The sequence below is a fragment of the Thiocapsa imhoffii genome, assembly GCF_016583985.1.
In the GTDB taxonomy this organism is placed as follows: Bacteria; Pseudomonadota; Gammaproteobacteria; order Chromatiales; family Chromatiaceae; genus Thiocapsa; species Thiocapsa imhoffii.
In genome coordinates this window covers 90,354-115,839 of the sequence record NZ_NRSD01000008.1, presented here as the reverse complement: position 1 = coordinate 115,839, position 25,486 = coordinate 90,354, and the positions used below count along the sequence as shown (strand labels likewise).

Sequence of the window (25,486 nt, the reverse complement as noted above, 5' to 3'; positions counted from 1 at the left end):
GATCGCTGACGGCAGCCCCTGGTCCTGGACGCTCATCCCTCGAATAGGGTCGTTGCGCCCTTGCCCACCCGGAGAATACTCGGCGGCTCGCTGGTCATGTCGACCACGGTCGTCGGCTCCAAGCCGCAAAACCCCCCATCGATGACCAGATCGACGAATTTGTCGAGTCGCTCGCGCATGTCCTCGGGATCCGTCAGGGGTTCGGTATCGCCGGGCAGAATCAAGGTCGAGCTCAACACCGGCTGATCCAACTCGCTGAGCAAGGCGCGACAGATCTCGTGGTCGGGAACGCGGATCCCGATCGCCTTGCGCTTGGGATGCAGTAGGCGGCGCGGCACCTGTTTGGTGGCCTCGTGAATGAAGGTGTAAGGACCCGGGGTCAGGCTCTTGAGCAGACGAAAGGCTTGATTGTCGATCTTCGCGTAGGTCGTGATCTCGGAGAGATCGCGACACACCAGGGTAAAATGATGTTTGTCGTCCAATTGACGAATGCGGCGAATGCGCTCCATCGCCGCCTTCTCACCGATTTGGCATCCTAGGGCATAGGATGAATCCGTGGGGTAGAGAATGACGCCGCCCGCGAGCAGGATCTCCGCCGAGCGCCGGATCAGACGCGCTTGCGGATTGGCGGGGTGGATTTGAAAGAACTGCGCCATGGCGTTCGCTCAGGCCCGCGCCAGTCGACGGGTGCGCGCCCGATCCGCGTCCTCGGCGAGGGGGGGGTGCCAGTGCTCCCAGATGGGCACGCATCCAGCGGGCAACGCCGGCAACCGGCCGAGGTCGAACCAGGGATTGTCCGGGCCATGGAAGTCCGACCCCGCCGAGGCGTAGAGTCCAAGTTCCCGCGTGAGCGCGCCGAACGTTAAGACCTCGTCGCGCCCGTGACTCCCCGAGACGACCTCGAGCCCGACACCGCCGCACTCGCGAAACTCCCCGATCAGCGTCAGCAGCCGGCTGCGGGTGAGCTTGTAGCGTGCCGGATGAGCAATCACCGCCCGTCCACCCGCGCCCCGGATCCAGCGCGTCGCGGACTCGAGCGATGTCCATTCCCCACTGACATGACCGGGCTTACCACTGACCAAGAAGCGATTGAAGACATCCCGCAAATCCCGTGCATGGCCTTGCGCAACCAGGTAGCGCGCGAAGTGGGTGCGTCCGATGAGCCGCCCGTTCGAGAAGGTCTTAGCTCCCTCATAGGCCCCCGGGATTCCCTGTTTCGCCAGTCGCCGCCCGATCTCCTCCGCACGCCAGTCGCGGTAGTCCACCAGCTCGCTCAAGCCCGCGCAGAGTTGCGGTTCCCGTGGATCAAGATTGAGTCCGAGGATATGAAGGGTCCGTCCCCGCCAACTGACCGAAATCTCCACGCCAGCAATCAGACGAATTCCAAGCTCATGCGCGGCGGCCTCGGCCTCGGCCCACCCGGCCGTGGTGTCGTGATCGGTCAGGGCGATCACCTCGACTCCCGCCCGCGCGGCACGCCGGATCAGCGCGTCGGGCGTGAGGGTCCCGTCCGATGCGGTCGAATGCGTATGGAGATCAGGAGTCTGCGTCATGGTCCGAGTCTAGTGCATCCCGCGTCAGGACGTGAGTGTGATTGAAGACGCACATCAGGCGAGCTGATAGAGTAATGTCTTCGAATGCGGTCTTGAGAACGACCGGAGTCAACACCGCACGATCGGTTGCCCCACGCGGCCATCCGAAGCGGCACGATGCCGCTGAGTGACATCGATAGGGTGGATTGACACTGCGGCGGACAAACTCCGACGTGCCGGCATGCGCGGGGATCTTCAGATTGTCCATCGCAGAGTGTGACGGTCAACCTCTCAACTTACAACTACTCCAACTGACGACGGCACTCCAGGCCACCAAGGCGACAACCAGGTCAACGTTGGCCGTTTGCCTCACACCAGGAGGACTTCAGCCATGCTCCCGACAGTCGACCTCAGCGACATTGCCGATACACTCACCCACGCCGGTGAGGACATGGTCCGGGCCTGTGAGGAGTCAAGGGTCCTGATTGAGCCTGCGCCGCAAACACTGATCCAGGGATTCCTCGCACTGATCGATACCCTGCGGGCAAGCGACGCGGAGCTTCCACATCAGAGGGGAGAGGATCTGCGCCGAGTCACCGGCGCCGAACCCGATGCGCTCCTCGCGCATGGTCTCGAACTCCTCGGTATGTTGGTGCTGAGCGCCCAGCGCCTCGGACTCACCGAGCCCGCGAGATCGCTCGAGTTCCTCAGCATCCCTTTCAGTTGCTGGCTGCTGCGACGCGGCGCCGAATTGGCTGATCCCTCAATGGTCGTCAGCGCGTTGGTCACGCTCGCCGATCACGTCCAAGCACCGGAAGATCTCGCCGAACTCATCATGCTGATGACGGAGATCGCCGCGGGAATGAGCAACGATCACACGCAAGATCTGGACCCGACGAATCCAACCGAGCCTTGGGCCATGCTGCTGCTTCATCGCGGGATCGTGGCAACCCGCGCGCACCAGCCTGACCTGATGCGGGACGCCTTCGCGGCCATCGAGTCCGACATCCCAGAGCAGGCGCCAGCCTTCTTTCGCGAGGCGATGGGCGAGATGGAGGCCCGACCCTACCCGCCCAAGGTGAGCGCCTTGGTGCAGGAGTATTACGAACGCTGGTGCCATAACCAACGTCTGCACTGATGACAGGGGATCCCACCGCTCGCCCGCGGCATCCCGAGGGGGCTCCCACAGCAGATGCGACTAACCGACGATCAAGTGCTTTTGCAGTCGATACAAGAGCGTATCGCGTGTCAGCCCGAGCAACCGTGCCGCCCGGCTCTTGTTGCCCCCGGACAGTGAGAGTGCTTGACGAATGAGTTCCGCCTCCAAATCGTTGAGATCGATGCCGTGCGGTGGCAGTGCGATTCCCAGTGCTTGTTCGCTCGGTGGTGTCCCGCGCAAGATCTCACTCGGGAGATTCTCGGGGCCAATCTCGGTGCCCGGCAGCAGAATCACCAGCCGCTCGCACAGATTCGCCAGTTCGCGCAGATTGCCAGGCCAGAGATAGCGACGCAGTAAGCGTTCGGCACTTGGTTTCAAGCGCACCGGCTCGAGGCGATGACGCTGCGCGGCCTGCGCGATGAACTGCGCGGTCAAGGCCGGCAGATCGAGCAATCGTTCGCGCAAGGGTGGCACCTCGAGCGGCACGACGCAGAGCCGCAGATCGAGATCGCGTCGAAAGCGTCCCTGCCGCACCAATCCGTCGAGGTCTTGCGAGGTCGCGGCGATGATGCGCAGCGGTGCCGGTGCAACCGCGCCATCCTGGCCGGCAATCGCGAAGAGCAGGCGCGCCTGCTCTTCCGCGTTCAGTTCACCAACCTCATCGAGATAGAGCACGGCTGGCCCACTCGGGAGTTGCCCAAGCGTTCGCGCGAACGCCTCGGGCGGGGCGCCCGTGCAGGCAAAGGTCACGAAAGGTCCACTGCGCTGCGCGCTCGCGGCGTGGATGGCGCGTGCCAGCGACTCCTTCCCCGTACCAGGTTCACCCCGCAGCAGCACCCCGACCTGCGCCGCGGCGACCAGGGGCAGGGTATTGCGAAGCCGCCGCATGGCTGGCGAGTCGCCAATCAGATTCTTCATCAGCTTCAGATCTCAAACAACAAGGTCATGAGGGCGAGCAGGATCACACCGACACCCGCAACGGCCTGAAACCGTCGATCTTGCCCGACGCGATAGAGACGCCCCGCGAAGACGCCAGCGGCCGCGAGTGTCGGCAGCGTCCCCGCCCCAAAGCAACCCATGTAGAGTGCGCTGGCCAGAATCCCCGTATGGACCGGGGTACTGAGGAGCATGCTGTAAACCAAACCGCAGGGCAACCAACCCCAGATCATACCCAAGAGCATCGCGCGGGGTAACGTTCTGACCGGTAGCAGGCGCCGCCCGAGTGGTTCCAAGCGCGCCCACAAGGGGCCGCCAACGCGCTCGATCAGGGCGAAGCGCGGAAACCAGCCCGCAACGTGCAGGCCGATTCCCACCATGATCATCGCCGCCACCCAGCGCATGGTCCCGAAGAACCAGGGATGTGCCCCGGTGAGCAACAGGATGACCCCAAGGCTTCCCCACAGGGCTCCGGCGAGCGTATAGCTGCCGATCCGCCCAAGGTTGAAGGCCAACACCATCGTCACCAAACGCCGCGGTCGTTGGCGCATCGTTGCCGGCAATGAGTAGCTCAGCGCGCCAACGACTCCCGTGCACATGCCGAGACAATGCACGGCACTGAGCAGACCGACCAGGAAGGCCAAGGCATGCGCTGGACCCATCGAGATTGCCTGTGACTCACTCCACTCTGCGAACCGACATCCCAGCCCGGCCCTCAGGGGCCAGCAGGCGCGCGGGTGGCACTGGCCGCGGATTCTTTAGTACGGATCACCGCCCGGCAGGCGTCGCGGCGCGCCAGATCACGCTATCCTGGATCCGCGGCCATCACGATGACATTTGTCGGACGGCAGTCTCCCGGACACTGGAGATTTCGCGGTTCAACACCTTATATTCTCACTTCAGTATCCACTGAAAAACTGAAATCGCGAGGAGGCGACCCATGGCATCACTGAACCTGGACCACATTCGACCGCTGCAGGAACAGCTCAACGACCATCCGATCTACGGCGCCATTGAGCGCATCGAGGATCTTCGGATCTTCATGAGCCACCACGTGTTCTCGGTTTGGGATTTCATGTCGCTGATCAAGACGCTGCAAGCGCGGATTGCACCGGTGTGCGTCCCCTGGATGCCCGAGGGCGATGCCAGCGTTCGATACTTCATCAACCAATTGGTGTGCGAGGAAGAATCCGACACCGCACCCGGCGCTGATGGGACCATCGAGTACGGCAGTCATTTCGAACTCTACTGCCGTGCCATGAACGAGATCGGAGCCGACGGGGACATGCCCAAGCGGTTCTTAGCGTTGGTTGCCGAACAGGGGATCGATCAGGCCCTCTATTCGTCGATGGTTCCGCTCCCCGCGCGCTATTTCACCGAGACGACCTTCTGCTTCATCCGCGAGCAGAAGCCCCATCTGGTGGCGGCCGCGCTCGCGCTCGGACGCGAGAAATTGATTCCCATGATGTTCCGGCAGTTCCTCGAACAGAGCGGGGTCAGCCCCACTGAAGCACCGATCTTCCATTACTATCTCAATCGTCACATCCATCTCGACGAGGACTTTCATGGGCCCTTGTCCCTGCGACTACTCGACGAACTCTGCGGTGATGACCCGGTTCGGCTGGAAGAGGCCGAGACGGCCGCCGAAGAGGCGCTGTGCGCGCGCATCCGCTTTTGGGATGGTGTGCTTGAGGCCATCCAAGCCGCTCGCGCTCGCTAACCACCCGTGATCCAACTTGTTTCATGACGAGTTGTCGCCATCTAAAGGACAACTTGACACATCAGACCAGGAGCCTTGCCCCATGTCAGCCGTACTCGGACTCGAACTCGATAACGAAGGATTTCTGCTCAACCGGGACGATTGGAGCGAGGAAGTCGCGATCGAATTGGCGAAATCCGACGATTTCGAAATGACTGACCAGGTGATGGGGTTCTTGCGCGACGCTCGGGCCATGTATGACGAGGACGGGGTGGTGCCACCGATCCGGATTTTCGCCAAGAAGCAAAAGGTCTCGACCAAGGAGCTGTACGACATCTTCAAGAAAGGACCGATGAAACTGATCTGTAAGTGGGGCGGTCTGCCCAAGCCAACCGGCTGCGTTTAAGGGTCCGGGATTAGGCCACATGAGCGCGTGCCACGGCATCCCAACCGGACACGCGCCGCGCTCTTCAAATTGATCCGCTCCGGAAGTTGATCCATCCTAGGTCGTGCGGATGATTCAAGCGCCCAAGAGCCCGAGTCTCTAGAGTCTCGGCAACAGCGATGGCCGTAACTCTGAGGAGGGTTCCCGCGACGGCTCCGGTGGAATGGGAAGTCGCGTTAAGGTCGCGGCGACATCACGGCTGAAATCGGCCAACACCGCGCTCATGGCGGCGATCAACGCCCCTTCGTCCCGAGGCTCGGCCAACTGCCGCCGATATCCGGTGTCTTCAACGAGGAGAATCTCCTCCGTTTGGTGGGCCAGCACGATCCAGCGCACCCGCAACAACGCGTGATCATCGCCTGTGCCCTCGAACGCAAGGACATCGACGAGGACGCGAAAGTCCAGTGGATAACGAACGTCGTTCGGGAAGGCGAAGACACGCGTCGTCCCCAACAGCTCGCTCATGTTCTCGATCCAGACCCGCAGAAAATCATCTTGGATGGTCCCACCCCAACGGTGGAATTCATCGATCTCCAGACGATTTCCCGCATCCCGGCGGACAATCTGCGGCCGATCAAGAAACTGAGGAAAACTGACGGGTCCGAGTCCCACGCTGAACGATGGACTCGGAGGACCTCCCGTATCACCCATCGCGGACATCGCCGTGAGTGTGTAGAAACTCGAAGGCGGTGACGTTGCACACCCGATCAACAGAGTCAGCACGCCGACGGCCGCAATCGCGAACCGGGCACTACGAATACGAACAGCGGATTTCATCGACCTCCCCCCTTGCCCCGGAGCAGGGCCTCTGGATGGCGTTCCAAATAGTCACTCAGGACCCGCAGTGACCGCGCGGCACCGGTGACCTCACTCAGGGCACGGCGCAATTCGACCGAGATCGGCGAACCCTCCTCGATCATCCGCCGCAGTCCTTGCAGGGTTTCGGAAGTCTGCTGGAGCGACATGGCGAGTTCTGGGGCGATGTCGGTATTGAGCCGCGCGACCAGGGCATGGACCTCGACGAGGGTCCGATCCAGCTCCTCGACACTCTGGCGCAGTGACTGCGAGTTGACGATCTCACTCACCCCGGAGAGGGTCGTGGTCAGCTCCTTCCCGATCTGCTCGATCGGGAAGGCTTCAAGACGATCGAGCACGGTCGTCACCTTCCCGGTGATGGCCTCCAACGAGCCCGGCATGGTGGGCAGCACCAGATGACCGGCGACCTGCGTGAGTCGATCCGGCGGTTCGCTGTCATGAATATCAAGTTCGACATAGAGCTGCCCGGTCAGCAGGCTCCCGGTTTTCAACTGACCGCGTAACCCTTTCGCGACCAATTGCTCGACGATCCCACGTTCGTTGAGAAGTTCACGATCGCCTCTGAGATTGATCCGCTCCGGTTCGACCTCGATCAGGACCGGGATCTGGAATTTGAGCGCATCAAGATCGAGCTGGAGCTGAATGTCGAGCACCTGGCCGACGGTGATTCCACGCAGCATCACGGGTGCGCCGATCGTCAGTCCCCGCACCGACCCATCGAAGAACAGCAAATAATGTTCCTTGTTGAGATAGATCTTTTCATGGGCCTCCTCACGATTGCGATAGAGCGGAAACACATGCTCCGGCCCCGGTTTCTCATGGGTCGCTTCCAGGGTCTCGAGATTGTCGAAGGCAACGCCGCCGATCAGAACCGAGATCAGCGACTGGGTATCCATCTTGATCCCATCCGCGCTGAGCGAGACATCGAATCCACTGGCATTCCAGAACCGCGTGCTCGTCGAGACCAGGCGATCGTGCGGAGCAAAGACGAAGAGATCGACACTGACGCCCTGGCCATCCGGGTCCAAGGTGTATCCCGCCACTTGACCCACCTGGATTTGGCGATAATAGACGGGTGATCCCCGATTCAACGAACCTAAGGTGGGTGAGCGCAGGAGATATCGGGAACCCGGTTCAGAGGTGGTGAAGAGAGGAGGCTCATCGAGTGCGACGAATGACCGCTTCTCAGGCCCTTTGCGTATCGGGTCAATCGCGATGTAGGCTCCGGACAGCAGGGTCTCGAGCCCCGAGACGCCGCTTGCGGTCACCCGCGGCCGCTCGACCCAGAATTCGGTTCCTTCGGTCAGATATTCCTCGGAGCCGTGTTTTAACTCCGCGGTCACGATGACCGTCTGCAGATCCAGACTGACGTCGATGCTGGTCACCTGACCGATCTCCACGTCCTTGAATTTCACCTTCGTCTTGCCGGCCTGCAGACCAGAGGCGTTGCGCAGCTCGATCTTGACCACCGGCCCCCGCTCGGCGATCGTCTTTGCCGCTAACCAGACGCCGATCGCCAAGGCAATCAGCGGAATCAGCCAGACCAGCGAGAAGCCACTGCGACGGCCGACAACGGCCTGCGGCAGTTCCTCAGGGAGCGCCGCGGATGACGACTGAATCCGCTCGCCGTCGATTTCCGACATGGTTCTGCTCCATTGCGTCCCAGATCAATCTGGGATCAAACGACATGGCAGCAAGCATGGTGAGTACCACCACCGCACAAAAGAAGATCGCACCGGGTTCAGCCTGGACGCTCGCCAGATTTCCCAATCGCACCAGTGCCACCAGGATGGCAACGACATAGACATCGACCATCGACCAGCGTCCGATGGCCTCGACGATTCGGTACAACCGCGTCCGCTCGCGCGGCCGCCACGCCGAGCGCCGGTGCACCGATCCCAACAGGAACGCGAGAATACAGAGTTTCAGGATGGGAACAAAGATGCTGGCCGTGAAGATCACGAGCGCCAGTGGCCACATCCCCGCATTCACCATGTAGGTCACGCCACTGAAGATGGTATCCGATTGACTCTGCCCCAGCGACGTGACCGTCATGATCGGCAGGAGATTCGCCGGGACATAGCAAATCACGGCGGCGATCAAGAAGGCCCAGGTCCGCTGCAGGCTCTCTGGCTTACGTCGATGCAAGACATCGGCACAGCGCGGACAGCGCAGTCGCCGACCATCCGATACGGCATCGCTCGGGCGCACTACGAGGTCACAAACATCACAGGTCAGATGCGCCTCTCCCGGTTGCAGAGGGCGCACGCCGTGCATGCTCGGCGGCACCCGGGACCACACCTCCTCGGGATCCAGCGACGCCTGCGCGGCGGCCAACACGAAGATCAGGATCACCAAGGCGAACAGCGCCGTCCCCGGCACCACCGAGGCCATGCTCGCGAGCTTGACCGTGGCGACCAGGATGCCGACCATGAAGACGTCCATCATGCCCCAGGGGACCAGGGTCCGCATCCAGCGAAACAGGCGCGGCAACCATGTCGGCATCCGCTTCAGACTCAGCGGCACCAGCACCAAGGACAGGAGTGTCAACTGCAGCCCCGGAGCGAGGATACTGGTGAAGAACACCACCATCGCAATCGGCCAATCGCCGGCCTGATAGAGATCGAGCGCGCCACTGATCAGGTTGGTGTGTGTCGACTGGCCCTGCAACTCGAGCGCGAGGAATGGATAGGTGTTAGCAATGATGAAGAGCACGATCCCCGCGATCGTCAGGGCCAGGGTGCGATTGAGACTGTCCGGACGGTCCCGATGCAGGACCCCGTCACAGCGCACGCAGAGCGCCTTGCCGCCCGGTGGCAACGGGGGGATCCGCTGCAGGAGTCCGCATTCGAGACATTCGCTGGGGGTGGTGTGTGACATCATCCTCGCCGTGGCGGTCCGAACAAGGGCTCAGGCATCCCTCGGCGGCGGCGAGGGAGCGAGCGCCGTGGGCGTGACGCTGAAGACGCTTGGGCCTCATCAAACTCGCGTCTTGATGAAGGCGACAGGATGCGTCAGCGCTGGTCGAAACCATATCACAAAGCCTGGAACCCGATGACACGCATCGACTTCTACAGCCTCGAACCCCACGGCACCGGCGACCGCTTCGTGCTGACCTGCCGCCTCGTCGAACGCATCCGCGCGACGGGCTCGCGCATCCTTATCCATTGCCCGGACAGCACTCAAGCCGAGCACCTCGACCGCTTACTCTGGACCTTTCGCGAGGACAGCTTCATCCCGCACGGCCGGATAGGACAAACCGATCACGCCCTGACGCCCGTTCTGATCAGCGGCGATGGCACCCCCCTCGACGAGGACGAGGTGCTGATCAATCTCGCCCCCGAGGTGCCGACCTTCTTCAGCCGGTTTGCTCGTCTGTGCGAACCCATCGATCGAGACGCCACACAACAAGAAGCCGGGCGCGCGCGTTATCGCTACTACCGCGACCGCGGCTACCCACTGCACCACCATCGGCTGAGCCTATAAGGGCGTGATCGGCCGGCCGGCCCGCGCGAGGGCGTCGAGCCGGTAGACCACGAACGCAAACACCGCCATCCCCAGCGTGGTCAGGATCTGCTCGAGCCAATGCATCGATAGGGAATGAGCACCCGCCAAGGCAATCGGCGGAAGCGCGAACACCAGGAGCAGTTGCACGCCGAGCAGCGTGGTCAACCCCACGCGTCGCTGGCTCCAGGCCAAGCGCATCAGCAGCAGGCTCAGCACCAGGTTGGCGCCACTCGCGAGCACCAGCAGCGGGACGAACCAACCACGTTCCATCCCCAACCCGAAGGTTCTGATCAAGGCCATCGCGGCAACCGCCAGGAGCAACAGTGTCACCAGCGCGCGCCGCGTCGCCAGTCCTCGCCGCCGCGGTTGGTCAGCGCGCGGCCACAGCGCGGCGGCCAGCAAGGTGAAGCCAGGAGCGATTAGCGGAAAGAGCGCCTGCGACAGCCAGATCACATCCTGTCCGGTGAGGACCCACAGCAGCTTCCAGCTCGCCTTCGCGAGACCACCGCACAGGATCAGGATGGCCCCACTCCAGGCGAGATCGCGCTGACGAGGATCCAACGCGGCGACCAAACGAATCAGGAACCACAGGGCCACGGCCGTGAAGAACACCGGCAAGAGGTTGAACCAGGCGAGCCCCATCGTGAGTTCCGGCATGGCGACGACCTCCCACGTCAGACATTGACGAACGCTCAATCCCGACTATAGTTGTCAGGGATGATGCTCGATTTTATACCGATATCAGCAGAATTTAGAGACGAGCCGCACGACGAGACCACGCGCGCCGATGACGCACCCGCTCCACCCACGCCAGAGGAGAACCGCCATGCCCCAGATCCGAGCCGTCACCCGCCCACCAGGGTTTCACCGCCCACTGCCCGTCGATGATCAGGGTTTCCTGATCGACCCGTCACAATGGAATGCCGGCATGGCCCGGGTGATGGCGGAACGCGATGGCATGGGTCCCCTTGAGCCCCGTCATTGGTCGATCATCTACTATCTGCGCGAACATCACATGACCTATGGTGCGATTCCGCCGGTCTCCCAGATCTGCCGAACCCATGGCATGCAACGCGATGCCGTACAGCATCTGTTCGGCTCCTGCCGCCAAGCGTGGCGGATCGCCGGGTTGCCCCATCCAGGTGATGAGGCACTGAGCTACATGAGCTGAGGCTCTCCTCGAACACAAATCGGGCTTCGATCACCCGAGACGCACCCCATCGACGCGCTGAAACCCGCGCGGCAGGAGACGTCCACGGCGTCCACGCTCCCCCTGATAGCCGTCCAGATCAGACGCGCGCAACGTCAGGTGACGTTGACCTGCGTCGAGCACGAGCGGCACGCCCTCGGGAAGAATCGCCAGGGCGACCAACCATTCCTCGCGGGCGGCGGCGCGCGCCGTTGGGATCCCAATGATCCTGTTCCCCTTGCCACGCGGCATCTCGGGGAGTGCCGTGACCGGAAACAGGAGGAGGTGTCCGCTGGAAGTCACCGCGGCGAGTCGCGCACGCGCCAGGGTCTCCGCGTTTGGGAGCAGCACCGGCGCCATGACCTGCGCGCCAGGCGGCAGGGTGAGGACGGCCTTCCCGGCCTTGCCTTTGGCCTGCAAATCCGCCATGCGGGTGATGAAGCCATAGCCCGCATCCGAGGCCAGCAGGATGCGCCGTTCAGGATCCTCGCCGAGGACGGCAACGAAGCGCGTCCCGGCGGGAGGATCGACTCGCCCCGTGAGCGGTTCACCCTGACCGCGCGCGGAGGGAAGCGTGTGGGCGGGAAGTGAATAGCTCCGACCACTCGAATCGAGGAAGACGATCGTCTGATTGCTCCGCACCCGCGTTGCCATCAGAAAACGATCGCCCGAACGATAACTGAGGCCACTCGGATCGAGTTCGTGACCCTTGGCCGCGCGCACCCAGCCTTTCTCCGAGAGCACCACGGTCACCGGCTCCGTGGGTGTCAGATCGCTCTCGTCGATCGCCGCCGCGCCGGCGCGGCGGACCAGCGGAGAACGGCGCGGATCCCCGTAACGCTCGGCATCGACGGCCAGTTCGTCGCTGATTAAGCACCGCAGCGTTTGCGGATCACCGAGCGTGTGCTCGAGCTGATCGCGCTCGGCCGCGAGTTCGGCCTGCTCGGCGCGGATCTTGATCTCCTCGAGACGCGCCAGTTGGCGCAGCCGTGTATTGAGGACATAGTCGGCTTGGAGATCGGATAAGGCGAAGCGTGCCATCAACACCGACTTCGGCTCGTCCTCGGTGCGTACGATGCGGATCACCTCGTCGAGATTGAGGAACGCAATCAACAAGCCATCGAGTCGATGCAAGCGATCAAGCACCTGCGCGAGCCGATGCTGCAATCGTCGACGTACCGTGGCCGTGCGATAGTGCAACCACTCCGAGAGGATGTCACGCAGCCCCATCACCCGCGGCCGACCATCGAGCGCGATCACATTCATGTTCACGCGATAACTGCGCTCGAGGTCTGTCGTGGCAAACAGGTGCAACATGAGACGATCGATATCGACCCGATTGGAGCGGGGTACGATCACCAAACGGGTCGGGAACTCATGATCGGACTCATCGCGAAAGTCCTCGATCATCGGCAACTTCTTGGCGTTGAATTGTTGCGCGATCTGTTCCAGGACCCGGCTGCCCGAAACCTGATAGGGCAAGGCATGGATGACGATCTCGCCCTGCTCCAGGCGATAACACGCCCGTTGTTTCAGGCTCCCCCCGCCCGTGCGATAGATCTTCACGAGTTCATCCCGCGATGTGACGATCTCACCCGCGGTCGGAAAATCCGGCCCTGGGACGAACTGCATCAGGTCCTCCAAGGTGGCCTCCGGATGCTCCAAGAGATGCCGGCAGGCCCGCGCGACCTCGCCCAGATTGTGTGCCGGGATATCCGTTGCCATCCCGACCGCAATGCCGGTCGCCCCATTGAGTAATAGATTCGGCAACCGGGCCGGCAACATCTTCGGTTCGTCGAGCGTCCCGTCGAAATTCGGTTGCCAGTCCACCGTTCCTTCACCGACCTCGTCGAGCAGGATGCCCGCATAGGGAGTCAACCGCGACTCGGTGTAGCGCATCGCCGCGAATGATTTCGGATCATCCGGTGACCCCCAGTTGCCCTGGCCATCGACGAGGGGATAGCGATAGCTGAACGGCTGTGCCATCAACACCATCGCCTCGTAGCAAGCCGAGTCTCCATGCGGGTGGAATTTACCCAGCACGTCGCCAACCGTGCGGGCCGATTTCTTGAACTTGGCCGCCGCCGACAGCCCCAGCTCGGACATGGCATAGAGGATCCGTCGTTGAACCGGCTTGAGACCATCCCCGATGTAGGGCAGGGCCCGGTCGAGAATGACGTACATGGAATAATCCAGATACGCCTTTTCGGTGAAGTCCTTCAACGGAAGGCGCTCAAGCCCCTCCGGGGTATAGGCCGTCGTCTGTGTCATAACCGATCCTTAACCATCACTGCGTTCAGCGGTCGCGCATGATGCGATAAGTTGGGATTGGGAACAAATCCGCCAGCCACGCCCGGGCGGGCGCGCCGTTGCGATTGCACCCACACCCTTGCCGCAACCGGAGCTATACTCGGCGCCTGGCTCGGTGATCGAGCTGTGACGCGGGTGATGGCGGATGTCGTGGCGCGCCATGGATTCATAGGCTCCACCAGTTATCGGGCGAACAATCCTCGTCAGGGCATGAAACGATCTCGGGAGATCGGGTACTCCACCCGCACCTCAAAGACCTCGCTGTGCTCCGGGTCGATGCGAATCCACAGGCCGCCGACCAGCGGGGAGCCTGGAACTTCTGCGCGCACGAAACGGCGGAAGGGCTCACCGCTGGCGGGATCGCGCAGCGGATGATCGTGACGAAAGCGGTGGGTGTCGCCGTGCAACGCCAGCACCGGCCCCGGATAGGCGTTCATCAAATCGATGAACGCCTCATGCATCCTCACAAACCCGCGGCTCGGCGGTGTCCGCTCGAATTGTGGGTTGGCGTGAAAGATCAAGACCATGGCGCGGGCCGCGCGCGTGCGCGCGACCTCCCCCATCGCGGCCAGAAATCGAACGTTGGCGCGATCACGGGTCTCGAACTCGGCCACCGCGGCCGGATCCTCCGCGCGATAGCCGTTGTTGCTCCCGACAACATGGAGGGCAACGAACAGCACATCCTCGTGCATGAAGGCGAACTGTTCGGGAAACCCAGGTGCGTCGTGCGAAACCTCTTCAACCAGGTCGAGTTGTGCGCGTCGCAAGACACTCGGATCGGCGAAGAAGATCTCACGCACACGCTGCAGACGCGCCAGCGGATCATGCGCCCCGGCCGCCGCGCGATGGCAATCCGTCCATTCGTTATCCCCCGGCGTGTAGACCACCGGGACCGGTTGGCGGCGAAAGATCGCGGCAATCTCGTGTAAATTCTCGTCCGTGCACGGTGTGCTGCCGGCCTTGATGTCGCCAACATGGATGAGGAAGGGCGCACCCTCCGCGACCGCTTGATCGAGCAGGTCGATCATCTGCGGTGTCTCGGCCCGGAAGTAGGGCACATCGCCGAGGGCAAAGAAACGCACGGGCGTGGACGCGGCGGAGGCTGTGGCCAGCCACAGCGCTCCAATCCACAGCGACCATCCAGTCACGCGATGAAACATCAGCAGAATCCTTAAGATGAGATGAGTGATTTGAATCCAACCCCTTATGCCGATCTCACTCCAGACCGCGTCCTCAGCGCGGTCGAGCGACTGGGTCTGGTAACCGACGGCCGCCTGCTCGCGCTCAACAGCTACGAGAATCGCGTCTATCAAATCGGTCTCGAGGACGCCGCGCCCTTGATCGCTAAGTTCTACCGACCCGAGCGCTGGAGCGACGAGGCGATCCTTGAGGAACAGACGTTCACGGCGTTGCTGAGCGAACGGGACATACCCGCCGTCGCCCCTCTGCGCATCGCCGGCCGAACGCTGCATCACGTGGATGGATATCGCTTCTCGCTCAGTCCGCGGCGCGGTGGACGCACCCCGGAGCTGGAGGACTCGGAGGTGCTGCAATGGCTCGGACGCCTGCTCGGACGGATCCACGCCATCGGTGCCAGCGCGCCCTTCCACCACCGCCCAACCCTGGATCTCCAGTCCTTTGGCGTAGAACCGAGCGCCTATCTGCTGGATCAGGGCTGGATTCCTCACGATCTCCTGCCGGCCTATCGCAGTGTGCTCGCACAGGCCCTCGACGGCGTTCGGGCCTGTTTCGCCCGGGCGGGACACCCAACCCAAATCCGACTGCATGGCGACTGCCATCGAGGCAATCTGCTCTGGACCGACGCCGGACCACACTTCGTCGATTTCGACGATGCCCGGATGGGGCCGGCCATGCAAGACCTCTGGATGCTCTTATCCGGTGACCGCCATGAGATGAGTGCACAGTTGGCCGACATCCTCGCTGGTTATGAAGACTTTCGCGAGTTCGACTATCGCGAACTACACCTCCTCGAAGGTCTGCGCACACTGCGCATCATCCATTATGCAGGCTGGCTCGCCCGACGCTGGCAAGACCCAGCCTTCCCACTCGCCTTCCCCTGGTTCGGAACCCAAGGATTTTGGGAGAACCAGATCCTGCAATTGCGCGAGCAGATCGCCGCGATGGAAGAGGGGCCACTCTGGAGCGGGTGAGCCCTATCCCGGTCAGAAATCAGCCACCGCGATTCGATCAGATGCTGCGATTGCGCAGCAGATATTGCAGATGTCGAGTGATCATGCCCGTGTCGTAGTCACTGACCTGTGCAATGGCCTCTTCCCAGAAAAACACCATCGGGACCTGACAGGGATTACGGGTCAGCAACTCGCGCTTGAGAAAGGGGCAGCGATGTTTCACGGTCAAGGGCTCCCAGAAGAAGTGACTGGGGTTGAGCGGGCATCCGCTGGTGATGATGCCATAGAGCCATTTGAGATGGTCGGCATGACCGACATGCCTCCACCATTTGGGGTCGCGCTGTGTTCGCCGCCGCAGGTCATCGGCGATCTCGAAGGCCAGTTCACGATAGGGATGAATCGCCGCGAGGCGCAGGCGTGCCGCCAGCAGGTGCTTGGAGAAACCTATCTCATACTTGTGGATCACCACGGTTTTCGATTGAGTGTAGACGAGACGCTTCCAAAAGGCGCGAAAACCACTGGACGCCAGGGCGCGACGATGGACCAGCAGGAAATAGGTCTGCAAATGGTAATGATGCTCGTAGCTGTCGGTGATCCCCCACACATCCGCCTGCTCGGGATCGGCGCGCGCGATGATCTCCTCGAGCGGCTGCAAGGGTCCATAGACGCTGTCATTGGCGATGATCAGCATCTCCAGCGCATCGAGATCAGGCACCTCCAGCAGGGCATCCTTATAGGCGCCGAAATCATAGCCGCGATTCCGCCGCCAGAGGATGCGCCCGCACAGTGGGCGCAACAGATCGAGCGCCGCGGCCGTGGGCCGTGGACCATTGGTGACAAAGATCGGCGTGAAGCCCAGTGCGTTGAGCCGTTCGAGGTAGTAGAGAACGAATTCGTGCACGATGCCTTTCGGGTCATAGTGAACGAAGAGAGCCACGCGCGTCGCCGCGGCCAGATCGCGATCGCCCTCCCACCGCGACTTGACCCAGCTCGTTGGTCCGATCAAGCGTGACCGCACCCAACAGAACTTGAAATAGAGGAACAACGCCAGCCGATTGATGTTCCACCCAAACCAGCGGACCACTCTCAACATCATCCCAGACATGCCTAAGACTCCAAGCCACCCGCCCGAGGATTCGCTTCTGCCCCGGGGCCCTCTAACATCTCGCTTTCGAGACCCAGTTGGCTGTTAGCAACTCCGATATGGAAGACCGCGAGTTCCGCCGCGGGCGTCCGTGGCGCCGCCATGGCCGCGGCGCGCTCGAGGTCATGCAGCGCCCGTTGCGGATCAGCCTCATAGTTCAAGAGGAAGAGGCCGAGCGCCAGATGCAGATCGGGCGTACCGAGTTCCGGCTCATCGATCAAGGCCCGCTTGAGGGCGGGCTCGAGTCGCGCGGCGGCCTTATAGGAACCACCGTGCACGAGCCGTTGGAAGACCTCACGACACAGACCAAGGGCCGGCGCGGACGGCGACTGCGATGAGGCCAAACGCCCCTGACAGATCCGCACCGCCTCCAGGGGCTCCACGGTGGTGAGCGCGAGCACATAGCCCATCTCGATGGTTGGGGCGAGGTCCGCGTACGCAGCCGGGTCCGTCGCATCCTGTCCCATCGCGGCATCATGGGCGAGGCGGAACCACGGCAGGGCGGACGTGGCGTCGCCCGCATGATTGAGCGTGAGCAGGCCGCGGGCAAGCGCGGAACGGATGCGCTCTCGCTCGGTTCGTGCCTGCTCGAGCAAGTCCGCGTCCGGACACGGGCGCGCGGCCTCCAGCGCACTCGCGGCCGGGTAAGCGCCGCTGAGCACCAGATCGACGAAACACTGCTCAACCCGTTGCTCGAAACCGCGCTGCATCATTGCGGAGGTCTGTTCCGTGATCCCCTCGGCACGTCGCGCGGCATCGAGGTGGGCCGCCGCTTGCTCGGGCTCGAGCCGCAAGCTGATCTCGAGCACGCGTTGGCGACTCAGGTCGACCAGATGCTCGGTCTCCCCATCGTCGGATCCGATCGATTGCAAGGCCATGCGCAAGGCCTCGCCGGCTCGAATGGCCAACTCGAACGCGGCGCGCGCTGCGTGCAAATCCTGCCGTTGATGCAAGGCCAGGAAGCCGCTCCGATAGGCCAGTCCACAGAGATTCGTGGGATAGGCCGCAATAAACCGAGTGAAGGATCCAGCACTCGGCGGTTCGATCGCAATGCCGGCGGGATCATCGAGATCGATTCCGTAACAGCGACGATAGGTCTCGGTCAACGTCCGCAGGGTCTGCGCGGCTGCGTCAAGATCACCCGCATTGACATCCTCCTTGATCAAACGACTGGCATAGCCGTGCGCGAGGGATGAATCCGCTGGGAGTGAATGCAGGCGTCGTTCCAAGTAGGCGCGATAGAGCCGCCGGTCGAGCGTTCTCGCTGGATCACCCTGCCGTGCCTCGCGACAAGCAAGCACCGTCAGGGTGGTCTCCGAAACCCGCATCGTCAGATGTCGAAAGCCATGCGCCTCGAGTAACCCCCGCAGACCGGTCTCGGTGAAGAGAACCAAGTGATAGCCTGGACTCAGGGCCTGCAACAAGGCGGCGGTGGAACTGTCTGGATGCACGCCAGCCGCGTTCGGTGTACTCAGCACCAACCACCCATCTGGCGCCAGGGCCGGGATGATGTCCGCGAGGAAGCGGTGCGGATCGGCGACGTGCTCGATCACCTCGGATGCCAGCAACAGATCGAATGGCGCTTCCCCCGCCCAGGTCGCCGGACCGAGATAATCCGGGGTGATCGGAAGCGCGAGCAGCTGACTCCCGGCCGCGGCCAGTGGCGACGGATCGAAGCCACGGACCGTCCAGCCCAGAGCCTCGCGCGCGAAATCGATCCCAAAGCCAAAGCCGCATCCCACCTCAGCGTAGCGTTTGACCTCGCCGTGATCGAACCAGAATAAGGGCTCAACGATGGTATCGGGCGCGCCCCCCTGCTCGACGTAGAATTTGGTTGCGCTCTCGACCACGGCCGGATCTGAGTCCCCCATGCCGGCACCCTGTTCGTAGGACGCCGCGACCAAATCGGGAAAGCGCATGCATCCACACGACCCGCAGGCGTAGAGTCGCAGTAAGCCTTGTTCTTCGAAGGCGGAGGGGACCGCCGCGATGAATCCTTTCTCTCCCTCCGCACCACACACCGGACAGGTGAAGTGGACGGACGCGGCCGGGTTCCAGTCGATCTTCATGACAGAGGCCTCATCAAAAAACATGGAAATAAAATTGGCCGATGAGCCGATGGGACGTCCCACATCACAAACGGCAGGGCAACCGAAGCAGTTGCGCCTGAGTGTCAGATCACCGGTTTAGGGAGTGGTCACCGCCACGCTGGTCGCCCCAACCGTTGTCCCGCCGGAGGCAAACCGCAGGAACAGTCGATTGAGCGTCGGATCAAAGGGCACCAACCGCCCCGTGCCCGTCACCACCACCGTGAAGGTCAACCCCTGACCCGCCGCCACCGAACGCGTCAGGGCCGGCCCACACTCCACAAAGCCACCAGTGGCGTCGGTCTCGCACACCTGCAGTTCCAGCGGCAAACGACGACCACCGTCATCCACGGTCACGCGCACCGGACCCGTGCGACCAATGTTGACCGCCGCCACCGCAAAGGCACCCGTCCCAGTACGACCGGGCAACCGCACCACCCCATCGCCACTCGGCGTCACCCCAATCGCCAACATGTCCACCGGCGCCGACTCCGTCACCGTCAGCAAAAAGGTGTTCAACCCCGCCTGCGTCGGGGCCGGCGCGGTGTTGGCACAATCAAATACCAACTCCAGATCGCGTGCCGTAAAGGCCGCACGCGGCGTCACCGCAAAGAAAAAGCCCTGCGTCGCCCCCGCGGCAATGTCCACCGGCGTGTTCGCCGTACCCACCAATTCGTTCGATGCGTTCGTCGTCTGATACAAAAACTCCGCATCAACCCCCGCCGCCAAGGCGATCGAACACCCCCGCGCCGTCTCGGAACCACTGTTAATCAGGCTCGCAAACGCCGTCGCCGGCTGATTCACCGCCACCGCCCGCGCATAGGGCAACACCGCCGCATTCAACGTCTGCGAGGCCGGCGGTCCAAACTCCAGCACTGGCCCCGGCAGCGCGCGATCCGTCTGGGTGCCATCACCCAACTGACCCACCTCGTTGCCACCCCAAGACCACAGACTGCCATCCCGCTTGCGTGCCAGGGTGTGGGTCTCACCACCCGCCACCGCAACCACATCCGTCATCACCTGCACCGGCGTGGAACGGCTCCTCGTCGTGCCATCACCCAACTGACCATTGTCATTCAAACCCCACGCCCACAAGCTTCCATCCGTCTTGATCGCAAGGGTGTGGAACAATCCCGCTCTCACGGCAACGACCCCCTCCATGATACGGGTTGGGCTCAGACGACTCATCGTCGTGCCATCACCGAGTTGGCCGAAATCGTTGCGACCCCAGGCCCAAAGCGTGCCGTCTGTCTTGAGCGCGAAGGTGGTGCCACGACCCGCCGCAACGGCCCTGACATCGCGCATGATCAGGATCGGCGTCAGGCGCGTCGTCGTCGTGCCATCACCCAGCTGACCATATCCATTGAATCCCCAACCCAGCAGGGATCCATCCGCTTCGATGGCCAGCGAATGCATCCAACCCGAGGCCACCGCCTTGACGTTGGTCAGCATCTCGACCGGCACCAGTTGGTCGATCCTAGTGCCATCGCCAAGTTGGCCATATTGATTGTATCCCCAAGCCCAGAGGGTGCCATCACGGTCGAGCGCGAGCGAGTGATAGCGTCCCGCGGCCACATCCGCGATATCGTCCAACACCCGCACCGGGAACGAACGATCGGACCGGCTCCCGTCGCCGAGTTGTCCGTTTTGATTCCGCCCCCAAGCCCAGAGTTCACGATCACGAGTGATGGAGAAACTGTGCGTGGACCCCGCGGCGCAGGACGCCACCTGCCGCTGCACCGGAATCGGCGCATCTTGGCGAGTCCGAGTGCCATCGCCAAGTTGGCCATAAGCATTCCAACCCCAGGCGAAGAGCGTCCCATCCGGCTTGATTGCGAGGCTGTGGGTCTCGCCGGCCGCGATGTCCTGATCGATGGTTGCACTGAGCGGGATGACCGCGGCAACCGCCGAGGACATCAAGAGTCCATCCAATCCCGCGGGATCGACCTCGAGCAGCATCTCAACGTCACCCGCCGCCCGTCGCAGATGGCGATAGGAACCGCTGGGCAAGGCAAAGAGGACGTCCTCGACGAGATCATCAATCCGCTCAGCCTGCAGCACCCGGGCGCTTGGACCCGTCTCGTGCGCCGGCTCCGGCTGCGCCAGCACCACTTGGACCTCGCTCCAGTGGTCGGGCTGGACCACCCAAGCACTCTGCGAGGATCCGAGCTGATCGACTTGCGCGACGGCCGCGGCCGCACCCTGATTGAAGACCGCCCAACTCAACACGAGCCATGGCACCAAAATGAAGCCCGTGCGACACGGCCACCGCAACCCTGTTCCCCGAGAAGGCATCTTCCCACCTGATTAGATTACAAAAAAACGATGCACGGACAGGCTCATCCTCGCTCACCGATGTCCTGATCCGAACCCAACCTGGGATCCCATGGACAAGTCGGATCAGAACACAGCCCGCGGCATGGGTCACATCCCGCCGAGCCGACAGTGGCTAGCCCTCCAGAGCGGGGGCGGTTGCGGAACGTCCGATTGATCGTCTGAGACAGGAATTCGGCCTTCACGGGAGTGAAAGCCGAATCGAAACGATCGGAAAGGGGATCGGCTCAGTCCTGATGGTCCCAGCCACTCCGGCTCCGTTCAGAGCCGGAGGAGCTGGGTCTGAGCCTCGGTGCCGCCCGCTAGGGAGTGGTCACCGCCACGCTGGTCGCCCCAACCGTTGTCCCGCCGGAGGCAAACCGCAGGAACAGTCGATTGAGCGTCGGATCAAAGGGCACCAACCGCCCCGTGCCCGTCACCACCACCGTGAAGGTCAACCCCTGACCCGCCGCCACCGAACGCGTCAGGGCCGGCCCACACTCCACAAAGCCACCAGTGGCGTCGGTCTCGCACACCTGCAGTTCCAGCGGCAAACGACGACCACCGTCATCCACGGTCACGCGCACCGGACCCGTGCGACCAATGTTGACCGCCGCCACCGCAAAGGCACCCGTCCCAGTACGACCGGGCAACCGCACCACCCCATCGCCACTCGGCGTCACCCCAATCGCCAACATGTCCACCGGCGCCGACTCCGTCACCGTCAGCAAAAAGGTGTTCAACCCCGCCTGCGTCGGGGCCGGCGCGGTGTTGGCACAATCAAATACCAACTCCAGATCGCGTGCCGTAAAGGCCGCACGCGGCGTCACCGCAAAGAAAAAGCCCTGCGTCGCCCCCGCGGCAATGTCCACCGGCGTATTCGCCGTACCCACCAATTCGTTCGATGCGTTCGTCGTCTGATACAAAAACTCCGCATCAACCCCCGCCGCCAAGGCGATCGAACACCCCCGCGCCGTCTCGGAACCACTGTTAATCAGGCTCGCAAACGCCGTCGCCGGCTGATTCACCGCCACCGCCCGCGCATAGGGCAACACCGCCGCATTCAACGTCTGCGAGGCCGGCGGTCCAAACTCCAGCACTGGCCCCGGCAGCGCGCGATCCGTCTGGGTGCCATCACCCAACTGACCCACCTCGTTGCCACCCCAAGACCACAGACTGCCATCCCGCTTGCGTGCCAGGGTGTGGGACTCACCACCCGCCACCGCCACCACATCCGTCATCACTTGCACCGGCGTGGAACGGTTCGTCGTCGTGCCATCACCCAACTGGCCTCGGTCATTCAAACCCCACGCCCACAAACTTCCATCCGTCTTGATCGCAAGGGTGTGTTTGCTCCCGGTCGCGACGCTTGCCACATCCGTCATGATGACAATCGGTGTAAGCTGTTTGGCTTCAGCCCCTGCGCCCACCTGGCCGGATCCGTTTGAACCCCAGCCCCAGAGGGTGCCATCCGCCGTCACAGCCATGCTGTGGGCGTAGCCGGCATCCGTGCCAATCACATTGCTCATGATCGGGATCGGCAATTCGCTGAGCGTTTCCGTGCCGTTGCCCAGTTGGCCGTTGAGATTAAAGCCCCAGGACCAGAGGCTGCCATCGTTGCGGATCGCCAGCGAATGAAACCCGCCCGCCGCCGCGCCCGAGACGTCTGTCAGAACGGTTACCGGGCTGATTCGATCCAAACGCGAGCCATCACCAAGCTGGCCATAGGTGTTTTGACCCCATGCCAGCAGCGCCCCACCCGACTGCACCGCGAGCGCATGAGTCCGCCCCGCCGACAATCCCGTCGCACCACTGATCACAGGCCCTGGAGTCGCGCGGAGTTCGGTGGTGCCATCACCGAGCTGACCTCGATTATTGATACCCCAGGATGAGAGGTTGGCGTTGTTCGCGAGTGACAGGGAGAATTGCCATCCACCACTCACCCCGGCGATCGCGTTCTCGATCGCAATGGGCGTGGCGCTCGGACGGGTCGTGCCATCACCGAGCTGTCCAAAACCATTCCAACCCCAAGCATAGAGCGTGCCATCCGCTTTGGTCGCGAGGCTGTGAAAATACCCAGCGGCGACCTGTTGCACCGCGGGCGGGCCGGCTTGTGCGACGGCGACGACCATCGGCGCGACCAGGAGATACTCAAGCCCCGCGTCATTCACCTCGAGTGTGAGCGTCGTGCTTCCCGCCAGACGCTGCACGACACTGTAGGATCCCGCGGGCAACGAGAACAGCAGATTCGCGGCCTGTTGGTCGAGATCCTCGGCGTAGGCCGCAATGGCTGCCTCGTCACCGGCGAAGGCGCCGAGTCCGGAGGCCTGCAGTTCCACTTGCACGCGTACCCAGCCAGCGGCCCTCGCCTCGTCAAGGAGACTTGCGATCGCTGATTCGCTCGGCTCGGCGAACGCCGTCGCCATCCATCCTGGCACCATGGCCAAAACCAATCCTAGGAGTGCGACCGCTCCCATCCCGCTCTTGAGGCGTGGACGGACCGCGGCCGAATCGGCAGCTTTTTTCAGTAACATGAACAAATCCTCGAACTAGAAGCGAACAAACTATTGAGACGGATGGCAGCAGATCCGCCTAACGCACCCACCGTACTGTCCCGCGCTCGGGAGCAGACGACACCCTGGAAAACCGAAGAGAACCGCGAACACGCGCGCGCAGACGCCGAGACACGAATGCAGCCTGAGCGGACAAGTGGTACGGTCGTCGGCGGGACGAAGCCGCGGCAGACAGTCGGGCGTCGCCAAACGATCCGCACGCGGAATGGGACTTGAGTACGAACAGCATGAGGTGACTGGGCATCACAGTGAACAGCACATCGACCGCGAGATCCCTCTCCTCCTACTTCCACTTGGGTATTGTCGACCATTCACGACCGAACCTCAATCACGATCTTCAGTCTCGGGCTCGATCAGATAGATCTCGACACGCCGGTTGCGCTCACGCGCGGCAACGGTGCGATTGTCCGTGATGGGACGGGCATTGGCGAGTCCGACCGCAGTCATCCGTGAGGCCTCGACCCCCGACTCGATGAGGAGTTCACGCACCGCCTCGGCGCGGTCTTGAGACAGAGCCAGGTTGCGTGCCGTGCCACCCTTCGGATCGGTGTGGCCTTCGATGCGCACCCAGAGCTGATCGTAGCGCATCAGCAAATCCGCCAGCGCCGCAATGGTTGTCAAGGGTGGATCCGCGGGCTCACTCTCGCCCACGGCAAATCCGAGTTCGGCCTCTTCAAACAGCAGACGATAGCCATCGGGAGTCCAGTCCCCGCCCAATTCGTCGAGCGCCGCATCCAGTCCAGCGCGGTCGAACCGCACTGGCGCGACCGCCGGCGCGAGCGGCATCCCCTGATCGGACACGGCCGCATGGATGCGCTCGAGTTGCGCGCTGAGTTGCGCTTCGAGATCACTCTGGTGCGCATAGAGCGCGGCGAGCGCCATCTCGAGATGTTCGACCCGCTCGACCAATGCCATCCGCTGCGCCGCATCGACCTCGGGCTCAGGCTCGGAATCCGCCGGCGGCGCCGGCTCGACCGTAACCCTCCGGGAGGACGCGGCGGCATCCGTACCCGCCTCGGTGGGATCCATCTCCATGACCACCGCTGACGTTGACTGCTCGAGCGCCTCAGGGACTTGCTCGGTGGTCGCGGTCTGATCCCCAGCCGCCGAAGCCGGCGGCAGCGGACTCGCCAGCGAGCCGGTTGCGGGCCCGCCGCTGTCATCGTCTCGTCGGTCACGCGACTCCGGCCTGGAGAAGGCATCCATTGACGGCGCCACATCCGGTTCGCGTTCAGGCTCGCTCACTGGCGGCGATGCACTCGGGGCGAGGAGATCCTCACCGGAGGGCATCGCGGCACTGTCGCGCGGAGTCTCGAGCACCGCTGACGGCGCAGGATCCGGAGTCTCGTTCGCTGGGACTGCGGGATCCGGGACCGCGGCCCGAGGCATCATGGGTGATGGCGCCGAGGGTGCGAGGGGTTGTGCGGCCTCGCTCGCGATCGGCGCGATCAGGTCCCGAGCGGTGTCGGGGGCCTCCTCGACCAGGAGCGTTGGACCCATCGCGGGCCGAATGATGAAGAAGAATCCGGCGGCAACGGCAATCAGCCCCAGAATCAAAATGCCGATGGGGATCGATCGCGCCGACGGTTTGGATGTTGACATAAGCACTCCTCAAAGAATGAAGCG

Annotated in this window: 21 protein-coding genes; 6 read left to right on the top strand and 15 right to left on the bottom strand. The window is 62.9% G+C overall.

The genetic code is table 11. The features are described 5' to 3' along the window. Positions 1 to 32: 32 nt before the first annotated feature. The gene (locus tag CKO25_RS09735) at positions 33 to 656 is read right to left on the bottom strand and encodes an L-threonylcarbamoyladenylate synthase (protein ID WP_200387738.1); all 624 of its coding nucleotides are present in this window, start codon (positions 654 to 656) and stop codon (positions 33 to 35) included. A 9-nt stretch (positions 657 to 665) separates the two neighbouring features. Beyond that, on the bottom strand, positions 666 to 1,553 hold the full coding sequence (locus CKO25_RS09730; protein ID WP_200387737.1) for a PHP domain-containing protein: 888 nt from the start codon (positions 1,551 to 1,553) through the stop codon (positions 666 to 668). A gap of 370 nt (positions 1,554 to 1,923) precedes the next feature. On the opposite strand from CKO25_RS09730, the gene CKO25_RS09725 reads away from it, so the two are divergent. Then, positions 1,924 to 2,670, top strand: a complete 747-nt coding sequence (locus tag CKO25_RS09725) for a hypothetical protein (RefSeq protein ID WP_200387736.1) — start codon at positions 1,924 to 1,926, stop codon at positions 2,668 to 2,670. A gap of 60 nt (positions 2,671 to 2,730) precedes the next feature. Here the strand turns inward: CKO25_RS09725 and CKO25_RS09720 are convergent, their stop codons facing one another. Both CKO25_RS09720 and CKO25_RS09715 read right to left on the bottom strand, forming a co-directional pair. After that, the gene (locus CKO25_RS09720) at positions 2,731 to 3,609 is read right to left on the bottom strand and encodes a sigma 54-interacting transcriptional regulator (protein ID WP_200387735.1); all 879 of its coding nucleotides are present in this window, start codon (positions 3,607 to 3,609) and stop codon (positions 2,731 to 2,733) included. 5 nt (positions 3,610 to 3,614) lie between these two features. Beyond that, positions 3,615 to 4,289 carry a sulfite exporter TauE/SafE family protein gene (locus CKO25_RS09715; RefSeq protein ID WP_200387734.1) on the bottom strand — a complete coding sequence of 225 codons (675 nt, stop codon included), beginning with the start codon at positions 4,287 to 4,289 and terminating at the stop codon, positions 3,615 to 3,617. A gap of 278 nt (positions 4,290 to 4,567) precedes the next feature. Here CKO25_RS09715 and CKO25_RS09710 point away from each other — a divergent pair, with 278 nt between their 5' ends. Beyond that, positions 4,568 to 5,347, top strand: coding sequence for a DUF3050 domain-containing protein (locus CKO25_RS09710; protein WP_200387733.1), 780 nt, complete (start codon positions 4,568 to 4,570; stop codon positions 5,345 to 5,347). Positions 5,348 to 5,429: 82 nt separating this feature from the next. Further along, positions 5,430 to 5,732: a TusE/DsrC/DsvC family sulfur relay protein gene (locus CKO25_RS09705; protein ID WP_200387732.1), complete on the top strand. Its 303-nt coding sequence runs from the start codon at positions 5,430 to 5,432 to the stop codon at positions 5,730 to 5,732. A 138-nt stretch (positions 5,733 to 5,870) separates the two neighbouring features. Here the strand turns inward: CKO25_RS09705 and CKO25_RS09700 are convergent, their stop codons facing one another. From CKO25_RS09700 to CKO25_RS09690, 3 genes are read right to left on the bottom strand one after another with little or no spacing between them, the layout of a single operon-like run. After that, positions 5,871 to 6,548, bottom strand: a complete 678-nt coding sequence (locus CKO25_RS09700) for a PqiC family protein (protein WP_200387731.1) — start codon at positions 6,546 to 6,548, stop codon at positions 5,871 to 5,873. Beyond that, positions 6,545 to 8,230 (bottom strand): PqiB family protein, encoded by a 1,686-nt coding sequence (locus tag CKO25_RS09695; protein ID WP_200387730.1) that lies wholly within the window; start codon positions 8,228 to 8,230, stop codon positions 6,545 to 6,547. Before CKO25_RS09695 ends, CKO25_RS09700 begins: the two co-directional genes overlap by 4 nt. Beyond that, the gene (locus CKO25_RS09690; RefSeq protein ID WP_200387778.1) at positions 8,178 to 9,467 is read right to left on the bottom strand and encodes a paraquat-inducible protein A; all 1,290 of its coding nucleotides are present in this window, start codon (positions 9,465 to 9,467) and stop codon (positions 8,178 to 8,180) included. The genes CKO25_RS09695 and CKO25_RS09690 overlap by 53 nt, the downstream gene beginning before the upstream one ends. 174 nt (positions 9,468 to 9,641) lie before the next feature. On the opposite strand from CKO25_RS09690, the gene CKO25_RS09685 reads away from it, so the two are divergent. After that, positions 9,642 to 10,073, top strand: a complete 432-nt coding sequence (locus CKO25_RS09685) for a DNA polymerase III subunit chi (protein WP_200387729.1) — start codon at positions 9,642 to 9,644, stop codon at positions 10,071 to 10,073. Here the strand turns inward: CKO25_RS09685 and CKO25_RS09680 are convergent. Then, positions 10,068 to 10,751, bottom strand: coding sequence for a hypothetical protein (locus CKO25_RS09680; RefSeq protein WP_200387728.1), 684 nt, complete (start codon positions 10,749 to 10,751; stop codon positions 10,068 to 10,070). The genes CKO25_RS09685 and CKO25_RS09680 overlap by 6 nt on opposite strands. A 169-nt stretch (positions 10,752 to 10,920) precedes the next feature. Between CKO25_RS09680 and CKO25_RS09675 the strand changes: the two genes are divergently transcribed. After that, positions 10,921 to 11,265 carry a TusE/DsrC/DsvC family sulfur relay protein gene (locus CKO25_RS09675; RefSeq protein ID WP_200387727.1) on the top strand — a complete coding sequence of 115 codons (345 nt, stop codon included), beginning with the start codon at positions 10,921 to 10,923 and terminating at the stop codon, positions 11,263 to 11,265. 30 nt (positions 11,266 to 11,295) lie between these two features. On the opposite strand, the gene parC is transcribed toward CKO25_RS09675, so the two are convergent. Continuing rightward, entirely contained in the window at positions 11,296 to 13,554 is a 2,259-nt protein-coding gene (gene parC / locus CKO25_RS09670) for a DNA topoisomerase IV subunit A (RefSeq protein ID WP_200387726.1), read from the bottom strand. A gap of 242 nt (positions 13,555 to 13,796) precedes the next feature. Further along, complete coding sequence (locus CKO25_RS09665; RefSeq protein ID WP_200387725.1) at positions 13,797 to 14,753, bottom strand: P-loop NTPase family protein; 957 nt, start codon at positions 14,751 to 14,753, stop codon at positions 13,797 to 13,799. Positions 14,754 to 14,774: 21 nt separating this feature from the next. Here CKO25_RS09665 and CKO25_RS09660 point away from each other — a divergent pair, with 21 nt between their 5' ends. Further along, entirely contained in the window at positions 14,775 to 15,764 is a 990-nt protein-coding gene (locus CKO25_RS09660; protein WP_200387724.1) for a serine/threonine protein kinase, read from the top strand. A 37-nt stretch (positions 15,765 to 15,801) separates the two neighbouring features. Here the strand turns inward: CKO25_RS09660 and CKO25_RS09655 are convergent, their stop codons facing one another. The 5 genes from CKO25_RS09655 to CKO25_RS09635 all read right to left on the bottom strand — a co-directional run bounded on the left by CKO25_RS09655 (position 15,802) and on the right by CKO25_RS09635 (position 25,462). Further along, entirely contained in the window at positions 15,802 to 16,848 is a 1,047-nt protein-coding gene (locus CKO25_RS09655; protein ID WP_200387723.1) for a rhamnan synthesis F family protein, read from the bottom strand. A gap of 2 nt (positions 16,849 to 16,850) precedes the next feature. Then, complete coding sequence (locus CKO25_RS09650; protein WP_200387722.1) at positions 16,851 to 18,956, bottom strand: class I SAM-dependent methyltransferase; 2,106 nt, start codon at positions 18,954 to 18,956, stop codon at positions 16,851 to 16,853. Positions 18,957 to 19,073: 117 nt separating this feature from the next. Then, positions 19,074 to 21,203, bottom strand: coding sequence for an RCC1 domain-containing protein (locus tag CKO25_RS09645; RefSeq protein WP_200387721.1), 2,130 nt, complete (start codon positions 21,201 to 21,203; stop codon positions 19,074 to 19,076). A gap of 407 nt (positions 21,204 to 21,610) precedes the next feature. Further along, positions 21,611 to 23,821 (bottom strand): RCC1 domain-containing protein, encoded by a 2,211-nt coding sequence (locus CKO25_RS09640; protein ID WP_200387720.1) that lies wholly within the window; start codon positions 23,819 to 23,821, stop codon positions 21,611 to 21,613. Between the two features lie 363 nt (positions 23,822 to 24,184). Continuing rightward, positions 24,185 to 25,462 (bottom strand): OmpA family protein, encoded by a 1,278-nt coding sequence (locus CKO25_RS09635; protein WP_200387719.1) that lies wholly within the window; start codon positions 25,460 to 25,462, stop codon positions 24,185 to 24,187. Between the last annotated feature and the right edge of the window lie 24 nt (positions 25,463 to 25,486).

What these genes read in the sequence shown, in the direction of transcription:
- CKO25_RS09700 (WP_200387731.1), bottom strand. Translation starts at nt 6,548, where the DNA reads ATGAAATCCGCTGTTCGTATTCGTAGTGCCCGGTTCGCGATTGCGGCC.
- CKO25_RS09715 (WP_200387734.1), bottom strand. Translation starts at nt 4,289, where the DNA reads ATGGGTCCAGCGCATGCCTTGGCCTTCCTGGTCGGTCTGCTCAGTGCC.
- CKO25_RS09685 (WP_200387729.1), top strand. Translation starts at nt 9,642, where the DNA reads ATGACACGCATCGACTTCTACAGCCTCGAACCCCACGGCACCGGCGAC.
- CKO25_RS09660 (WP_200387724.1), top strand. Translation starts at nt 14,775, where the DNA reads ATGAGTGATTTGAATCCAACCCCTTATGCCGATCTCACTCCAGACCGC.
- CKO25_RS09725 (WP_200387736.1), top strand. Translation starts at nt 1,924, where the DNA reads ATGCTCCCGACAGTCGACCTCAGCGACATTGCCGATACACTCACCCAC.
- CKO25_RS09720 (WP_200387735.1), bottom strand. Translation starts at nt 3,609, where the DNA reads ATGAAGAATCTGATTGGCGACTCGCCAGCCATGCGGCGGCTTCGCAAT.
- CKO25_RS09710 (WP_200387733.1), top strand. Translation starts at nt 4,568, where the DNA reads ATGGCATCACTGAACCTGGACCACATTCGACCGCTGCAGGAACAGCTC.
- CKO25_RS09665 (WP_200387725.1), bottom strand. Translation starts at nt 14,753, where the DNA reads ATGTTTCATCGCGTGACTGGATGGTCGCTGTGGATTGGAGCGCTGTGG.
- CKO25_RS09680 (WP_200387728.1), bottom strand. Translation starts at nt 10,751, where the DNA reads ATGCCGGAACTCACGATGGGGCTCGCCTGGTTCAACCTCTTGCCGGTG.
- parC (WP_200387726.1), bottom strand. Translation starts at nt 13,554, where the DNA reads ATGACACAGACGACGGCCTATACCCCGGAGGGGCTTGAGCGCCTTCCG.
- CKO25_RS09675 (WP_200387727.1), top strand. Translation starts at nt 10,921, where the DNA reads ATGCCCCAGATCCGAGCCGTCACCCGCCCACCAGGGTTTCACCGCCCA.
- CKO25_RS09690 (WP_200387778.1), bottom strand. Translation starts at nt 9,467, where the DNA reads ATGTCACACACCACCCCCAGCGAATGTCTCGAATGCGGACTCCTGCAG.
- CKO25_RS09655 (WP_200387723.1), bottom strand. Translation starts at nt 16,848, where the DNA reads ATGTCTGGGATGATGTTGAGAGTGGTCCGCTGGTTTGGGTGGAACATC.
- CKO25_RS09640 (WP_200387720.1), bottom strand. Translation starts at nt 23,821, where the DNA reads ATGTTACTGAAAAAAGCTGCCGATTCGGCCGCGGTCCGTCCACGCCTC.
- CKO25_RS09735 (WP_200387738.1), bottom strand. Translation starts at nt 656, where the DNA reads ATGGCGCAGTTCTTTCAAATCCACCCCGCCAATCCGCAAGCGCGTCTG.
- CKO25_RS09635 (WP_200387719.1), bottom strand. Translation starts at nt 25,462, where the DNA reads ATGTCAACATCCAAACCGTCGGCGCGATCGATCCCCATCGGCATTTTG.
- CKO25_RS09730 (WP_200387737.1), bottom strand. Translation starts at nt 1,553, where the DNA reads ATGACGCAGACTCCTGATCTCCATACGCATTCGACCGCATCGGACGGG.
- CKO25_RS09705 (WP_200387732.1), top strand. Translation starts at nt 5,430, where the DNA reads ATGTCAGCCGTACTCGGACTCGAACTCGATAACGAAGGATTTCTGCTC.
- CKO25_RS09650 (WP_200387722.1), bottom strand. Translation starts at nt 18,956, where the DNA reads ATGAAGATCGACTGGAACCCGGCCGCGTCCGTCCACTTCACCTGTCCG.
- CKO25_RS09695 (WP_200387730.1), bottom strand. Translation starts at nt 8,230, where the DNA reads ATGTCGGAAATCGACGGCGAGCGGATTCAGTCGTCATCCGCGGCGCTC.